This is a genomic window from Candidatus Magnetobacterium casense, assembly GCF_019173545.1.
GTDB lineage: Bacteria > Nitrospirota > Thermodesulfovibrionia > Thermodesulfovibrionales > Magnetobacteriaceae > Magnetobacterium > Magnetobacterium cryptolimnobacter.
In genome coordinates this window covers 1-6,320 of sequence record NZ_JABXWD010000207.1, presented here as the reverse complement: position 1 = coordinate 6,320, position 6,320 = coordinate 1, and the positions used below count along the sequence as shown (strand labels likewise).

The following is a 6,320-nucleotide window of genomic DNA, read 5'->3' as shown; positions in this document are numbered from 1 at the left end:
CCCCCGGAGATGCCGCCAGAACCACTTACAGAACCACCACCGATGCCGCCATCAAAACCCGTTGATATCGGGCAGGGTATCCTGCAACCTGCACAGCCGGTCAGTGGCAACAACCTGTGGCAGACCCTGGTTAAGGCCGTTACCAACGTCAGCGATCCCCTTGGCGGAAGGCTCAATGAGGCAACCTTTGACATTACCGAAGACATCCTCAACGTATATTTTTCAGGCGGCAATTTTAAAGTCCATGAAGAGGCTGTAAAAAAAGGCAAAACAACGATAGAAACCGTAGCAGAACAACTCACGGGTAAAAAATATAAAGTGCGTGTAAAGGAGGGCTCCTCCGATGGTGCGTCACCGCCGGAGACAACCATCGTTAAGGCTCAGGACGCCCCTCTCCCCCCGGTCAGGGACCTGAAGGCCGAGGCCATGGCAGACCCCGTCATCAAGGAGGCCCTTGATACCTTCGGGGGATACATCGTGTCGATAAAGGCTATTGATAAATGACAGTGAATATGTTTAAATACAGAACAACAAATCTTTATAGCAAAAAGGAGGATACATGTCAAAGAAGATGATAGGCAATCTCATGCGTGAGGCGCAGAAGCTCCAGGAGAAGATGGCCAAGCTGCAGGAGGAGGCAAGTCAGGCCACGGCCGAGGCAAGCTCCGGCGGTGGCATGGTCAGTGTCGTTGCCAACGGCTCCGGCCAGATAGTGTCCATCACGATAGACAAGGAAGTGGTCAATCCCGACGATACCGAAATGCTCCAGGACCTGATAATAACCGCCTGCAACGAGGCAATCAAGAGGGCTCACGAAGGCGTCCAGGAAGAGATGTCAAAACTGACCGGGGGGCTGCAGTTACCCGGGATGCCGGACATATCAAATCTGTTTGGGAAATAACGGCAGAGATACCAAGTTATCTCCCAGGGAGCGTAAACCATGTCTGAAGGCATAATCGAGACCCTGATAAGCGAACTGACGCGGCTACCCGGTATAGGCCGTAAAACGGCTCAAAGGCTGGCCTTTTTCATCCTTGCCATGCCCCCCGATAAGGCCAAGTCTATCGCACAGGCAATCATAGACGTAAAGGACAAGGCCGGGTTTTGCAGACACTGCTTTAACATCACCGAGTCTGACCCCTGTGCCATCTGCCGCGACAACTCACGCGACACCAGCCGCATATGTGTAGTGGAGGAGCCGGCCAATATCATAGTCGTAGAGCGCACGAACTCGTACAAGGGTCTGTATCACGTACTGTTGGGGGCGCTTTCGCCCATTGACGGCATCACTCCCGACAAGCTCAAGCTCGACGAACTTGTAAACAGGGTCAAGGGGGGCAGTATATCCGAGGTAATAGTGGCCACCAACCCAAACACCAAGGGGGAGATGACCGCCCAGTACATCGCCGGTCTGCTTCAACCCTTGCAGGTAACGGTAACGCGCATTGCCTACGGCCTTCCCATGGGGGGCGACCTGGAGTTCGCCGACGAAGTAACGCTTAAAAAATCCCTTGAGGGCAGGAGAAAGATGTAACACACGGGGGCAGTGGGGACGCCATTTGGCCCCCTTTTTTATCGCCGAGCAAACTACTCTCTCTGCGGCAAGTGGGGTGTAGATTCTGGTGTTGGCAGCAAAAAAAGAAAGGGCGGTGTGAACTCAGCCTCGATTGTCCTGTAGGATGTAGGATAAAGACTCTTGACATAGACATTAACAAATGATAAAGTATGACTATGTAATGTATATCCATTGACCAAAGGAGATATCTTGAGAAATACTAAGGCTATAACTATTTCACTTTTGCCGGACTTGTTTCATAAAGCCAAAAACTTGGCTCAAGAGGAACACAGAACCATGAATGAATTGTTTAGCGAGGCCCTACGCGACTATATAGAGGAAAGAACCTGGCAGCGTCTAAGCCACTACGGCAGCATGATGGCTAAAAGGCAAGGTTTTACCGAAGAGGACATCAATGAAATAGTCGAAAAGGCTCGTCACGAACAGCCATAATTTAATGTTCAAGGTTGTTTTTGACACCAATGTAATAATTTCAGCTTTGTATAACCCTAATGGCCGACCAGCATCACTATTAAAGTCGGCAAGAAAAGGGCAAATCAGGAACTTCATTTCGGCACCGATTTTAGCCGAAGTGCAACGAATACTCTCTGACAAGCTAAACTGGCCCAAGACGGAAGTGTCAATAGCCATAAACTGGTTGCAAGGATTTTCTACAGTCGTTGAACCAAAAACCCACCTTGAGGTTATTAGCGATCCACCTGATAACCGTATCTTAGAATGCGCATTGGAGTCTCAAGCTGATTATATCGTCTCAGGAGATCACCACCTTACAGACCTTCAACACTTCAAGGGGATTAAAATAATAGCGCCGTCAAAGTTTGAGAAAATATTGGAGCGACCCTTGACAGTGTAAGCGGCAATCCGTTATCCTATTGTATATTATCTGATTCTTTATTTGGGGGATTTGTGAAAACGGGAGATATAGCGCGTTTAGATTGCATGCGATACAAAGAAAGAAAGGGGCGGCTCCGCTTCTTTGTCGCTCCAGGACGCTCCTGGCCCCCTTCAGAACCCCCCGCAAGGGGACCAGTCCCCTTGACCCCGTAAAATGCCATGTATCTTGTATTTAATCCAATCGAAACGTGCTATAATAATACAAGCATAACCTTAAAGATATCGGACGCTGTCAACGACCAGCGTGCGGTGTACATCAACGGCATCTTGTCGCATCACGTCACCGAGGACAAGATCACCACGCTCATTACGGATGCAGGCCAAAACCTCTGGAGCGACAATCCCGCTGCAGGCGCCAAACTTGGCAGACAACTGTACGATCTGCTCAATCGTGGCACGGGGATGCTCCAGGAGATCATCGGTAGTGCCAGGGACGCCGAAACACATGCGCATCTCTACTTGCAGACGCCTTACGAGTTGACGCATTTGCCCTTTGAGCTGCTCAACGACGGGGGATTTGTCCTGCTCAGGGATGACATACACGTAATCCGGCTGACTGAGAATCGGGGCGGACGAAGTCAGGTGACACCCAAAAAAACACCGCTGAATATGCTCTTTATGGCCTGCTCGCCAACGGATGCGCACGATAAGTATGCCCTCAACTTTGAAAAGGAGGAGGAGCTTATCTTTGGTGCGGTCGGCAATTACAACATCGACATGCGGATCGAGGACACGGGCAGCCTTGAGGGGCTTAAGCAGGCCAACATTGCAGGGGGCGGGTTTGACATCATCCACATAACGGGCCATGCCGCTATAGACAGGGTGTTGGGGCCGGTGTTATACATGGAAGACGATATCGGTAAAACCCAAAAGGTAGCGCCTTGTATGTTGTGGGATGCGATTAAGGATCACAAACCTCGGATACTGTTTCTCTCCGGCTGTTCAACCTGCCGTGCCGATGATAAGGCAAACACCGAGTCCTTTGCCTGCCAGATGGCCCTTAAGGGTATACGGTGGGTGCTTGGGTGGGGATTGCCTGTTTCGGCGGCGGGGGCGACCATCGTCTCCGGTGAGGTTTACAGGTGTCTCTCAATTGGCAAGGGGATCGATTTTGCCATCCGATCCGGAGCGCCCGAAGGCTGCTTGAGGGGCAATACCATCCCTGGCCGCTTTTGAGGCTATTTGGGGATGCATCGCCGATTGTACCGCTGGTGGTTGAGGGGAAGTTAGCGCATGTCAACCACGTCAGGCTCAGGCACAAGACCCTCCAGGGCAGCAACGTGAGGGTGCTTGAGAGTGGGTTTGTTGGCAGGAGGCGGTATGTCCAGAGGGGGGTAAGTGTGCTCAGGGGGAAGACCGGCAAGTGCGGGCTTTTGGTGCGCGGCCCTGCCGGAATCGGCAAGAGTTGTCTCGTCGGGAAGCTCATTGAACGGTTTGCGGGCAAGGAGTTGATCGTCTTTCACGGGGTGGTCAATGCCGGCGATGTGATATTGAAGCTGAGGAAGTTGCTTGACAGGTTGGGCAAAAAAGACGCCCTGGCAATCCTAAAGTCAGGTGATGAGTATGAGGAGAAGATTAAAGACCTCTTCCGCACTGTCTTTAGAACTGAGGTTTCAGCGATCATATATTTCGATGACTTTGAGCAAAACCTTGAGCGTCATGGCAATAACTATTACGTGAAGCCTGAGACAATCGAGCTTGTCCGTCCCTTTCTTGAGGCGGTTGAATGGACTGAAGGCAACAGCTACGTCGTCATAACGAGCCGGTATCCGTTCATCCTTGAGCAGGATGGTGAAAACCTGTCCACGGCAAAGCTCTTTGACCTTGCGCTCATGTCTTTTTATGGTGCGGATTTAAACAAGAAGGCAAAAGACCTGGAGTCTGTCGCAAAAAGCAAACACGCTGAACTGTACCTCAAGTACGGCGGCGGCAATCCACGTCTGTTGGAGTGGCTCAACGTCATTGCCAGAGACGAGGACAAGTACGATTTAGCCGTCATTGAGGCGCAGTTGAAGCTCAAGCAGGCTGAGTTCATCCACGAGTATCTTGCGGATGTGATTGCGGCAACTGAGGGTGAAGCGTTTCACAGGTTCATCCGGGAGGCGGCAGTGTACAGGGAGCCTGTTGATGCGACTACCTTTGAGGGCTTTGGCAGTGTGGAGTTGTTGAACACAGGCGTTGATCTGACGCTGGTTGAGCGTGAGGTGCGAGCCGCACCGGCAATGGAAGATTTATCCAGTGGTGGGTTTGTGTACTGGGTGACGCCTGTCATTGTAGATGCCATGTGGGGCAAGTTGACGCCTGAGAAACAGCTTGAGATGCACGGGCGGGCGTATCAGTGGTACGGTGATTGGATTGCAAAGGCCTCGGAGCCGAATTACAAGTACATGGAGGAGGTCGTCCGTCACGCCCTTGAGGTAGGTAACATCCGTGGTGCGTGTCCACATGCGCGTGCTTTGGGGCAATACTTTGACGAGATGGTCTTATATCGCCAGGGGCGAGTGATTATGGAAAAGGTCGCCGTCAGGGTCTCAGATGCAGCTATTGATGAGGCAAAGGCAAACAAAGATATAAGTGTCGGCAATTTTCTTAATACGTATGCCACATCATTATGGAAGTTAGGTGAAGCAAGGCAGGCGATTGCGTTTTTCGAAAAATCACTTGCTATCAGTTTGGAAGTCTATGGCGAAAGACATCCGGATGTGGCGGGTTCGTATAACAACATTGGATCAGCGTGGGATAATTTAGGCGACTCAAAGCAGGCGATTGAGTTTTACGAAAAATCACTTGCTATCAGTTTGGAAGTCTATGGCGAAAGACACCCGGATGTGGCGACCTCGTATAACAACCTTGGCACGGCGTGGGATAAATTAGGCAAAGCAAGACAGGCGATTGAGTTTTACGAAAAATCACTTGCTATCAGGTTGGAAGTCTATGGCGAAAGACATCCGGATGTGGCGACTTCGTATAACAACATTGGATCAGCGTGGTGGAATTTAGGCGACTCAAAGCAGGCGATAGCGTTTTACGAAAAATCACTTGCTATCAGTTTGGAAGTCTACGGCGAAAGACATCCGGATGTGGCGCAATCGTATAACAACATTGGATCAGCGTGGAGAGCGTTAGGCGACTCAAGGCAGGCGATTGCGTTTTTAGAAAAATCACTTGCTATATGGTTGGAAGTCTATGGCGAAAGACACCCGCATATTGCGGGTTCGTATAACAACATTGGCTCGGCGTGGGATAACTTAGGCGAAGCAAAGCAGGCGATTGCGTTTTACAAAAAATCACTTACTATCAGATTGGAAGTCTATGGCGAAAGACACCCGCATATTGCGGATTCGTATAACAACCTCGCCTACATGTTTTTCAAGACAGGTGATGTGCAAAAAGCAGTCTCCTACCTGGCAAAGGCCAAAGCGGCCTGGCCTTAGACCAACCTGCGGCAACCTGCTCATCGGAGGGCCGGGGCAATGCCGGGATGAGTCCACCGACTGCGGCATTGGCAGAGACAGGATGTTGGTGCAATACAGGGAGGGGCCTCCTATATAAAAGCATCAATTATCGGGTCATCAACATCAAGCACTTCACTGCCAAACGTTTCTATGTGAAACCTGATAGCAGAGACGACATCAGATATGGCGTCATCGTAAGTATCACCTTGTCCAACCACAGCGCCTTTAATTCCTAACGGATATGCAACGTAGCCATCATCATGCCTCTCTACAACAATCTGTATCCTCTTAAAAAAGCATGGTAAAAGGTTTCGCAAGAAGGGGTCAAGGGGACTGGTCCCCTTGCGGGGGGTTCTGAAGGGGGGCGGAGCCGCCCCTTTCTTTCTTTTGCTACC

General features: G+C 50.7%; 8 protein-coding genes. 7 read left to right on the top strand and 1 reads right to left on the bottom strand.

The annotated features are described in order from the left end of the window. From HWQ67_RS11360 to HWQ67_RS11330, 7 genes are all read left to right on the top strand, one after another. Nucleotides 1–504, top strand: a 504-nt coding sequence (locus tag HWQ67_RS11360; protein WP_218252806.1) for a hypothetical protein, incomplete at its 5' end; no start/stop codon positions are given. Nucleotides 505–559: 55 nt separating this feature from the next. Next, on the top strand, nt 560–901 hold the full coding sequence (locus HWQ67_RS11355; protein WP_218252805.1) for a YbaB/EbfC family nucleoid-associated protein: 342 nt from the start codon (nt 560–562) through the stop codon (nt 899–901). Between the two features lie 39 nt (nt 902–940). Next, nucleotides 941–1,534: a recombination mediator RecR gene (gene recR / locus HWQ67_RS11350; RefSeq protein WP_218252804.1), complete on the top strand. Its 594-nt coding sequence runs from the start codon at nt 941–943 to the stop codon at nt 1,532–1,534. Between the two features lie 318 nt (nt 1,535–1,852). Beyond that, on the top strand, nt 1,853–2,008 hold the full coding sequence (locus HWQ67_RS11345; RefSeq protein WP_218252803.1) for a hypothetical protein: 156 nt from the start codon (nt 1,853–1,855) through the stop codon (nt 2,006–2,008). Nucleotides 2,009–2,012: 4 nt separating this feature from the next. Next, on the top strand, nt 2,013–2,429 hold the full coding sequence (locus HWQ67_RS11340; protein WP_218252802.1) for a putative toxin-antitoxin system toxin component, PIN family: 417 nt from the start codon (nt 2,013–2,015) through the stop codon (nt 2,427–2,429). A 200-nt stretch (nt 2,430–2,629) separates the two neighbouring features. Further along, complete coding sequence (locus tag HWQ67_RS11335) at nt 2,630–3,646, top strand: CHAT domain-containing protein (RefSeq protein WP_218252801.1); 1,017 nt, start codon at nt 2,630–2,632, stop codon at nt 3,644–3,646. Next, nucleotides 3,643–5,904: a tetratricopeptide repeat protein gene (locus HWQ67_RS11330; protein ID WP_218252800.1), complete on the top strand. Its 2,262-nt coding sequence runs from the start codon at nt 3,643–3,645 to the stop codon at nt 5,902–5,904. The genes HWQ67_RS11335 and HWQ67_RS11330 overlap by 4 nt, the downstream gene beginning before the upstream one ends. Nucleotides 5,905–6,014: 110 nt before the next feature. Here HWQ67_RS11330 and HWQ67_RS11325 read toward each other — a convergent pair whose 3' ends face one another. Then, a complete protein-coding gene (locus tag HWQ67_RS11325; protein ID WP_425340720.1) occupies nt 6,015–6,242 on the bottom strand; it encodes a type II toxin-antitoxin system HicB family antitoxin in 228 nt (75 codons plus the stop codon). Nucleotides 6,243–6,320: the final 78 nt, after the last annotated feature.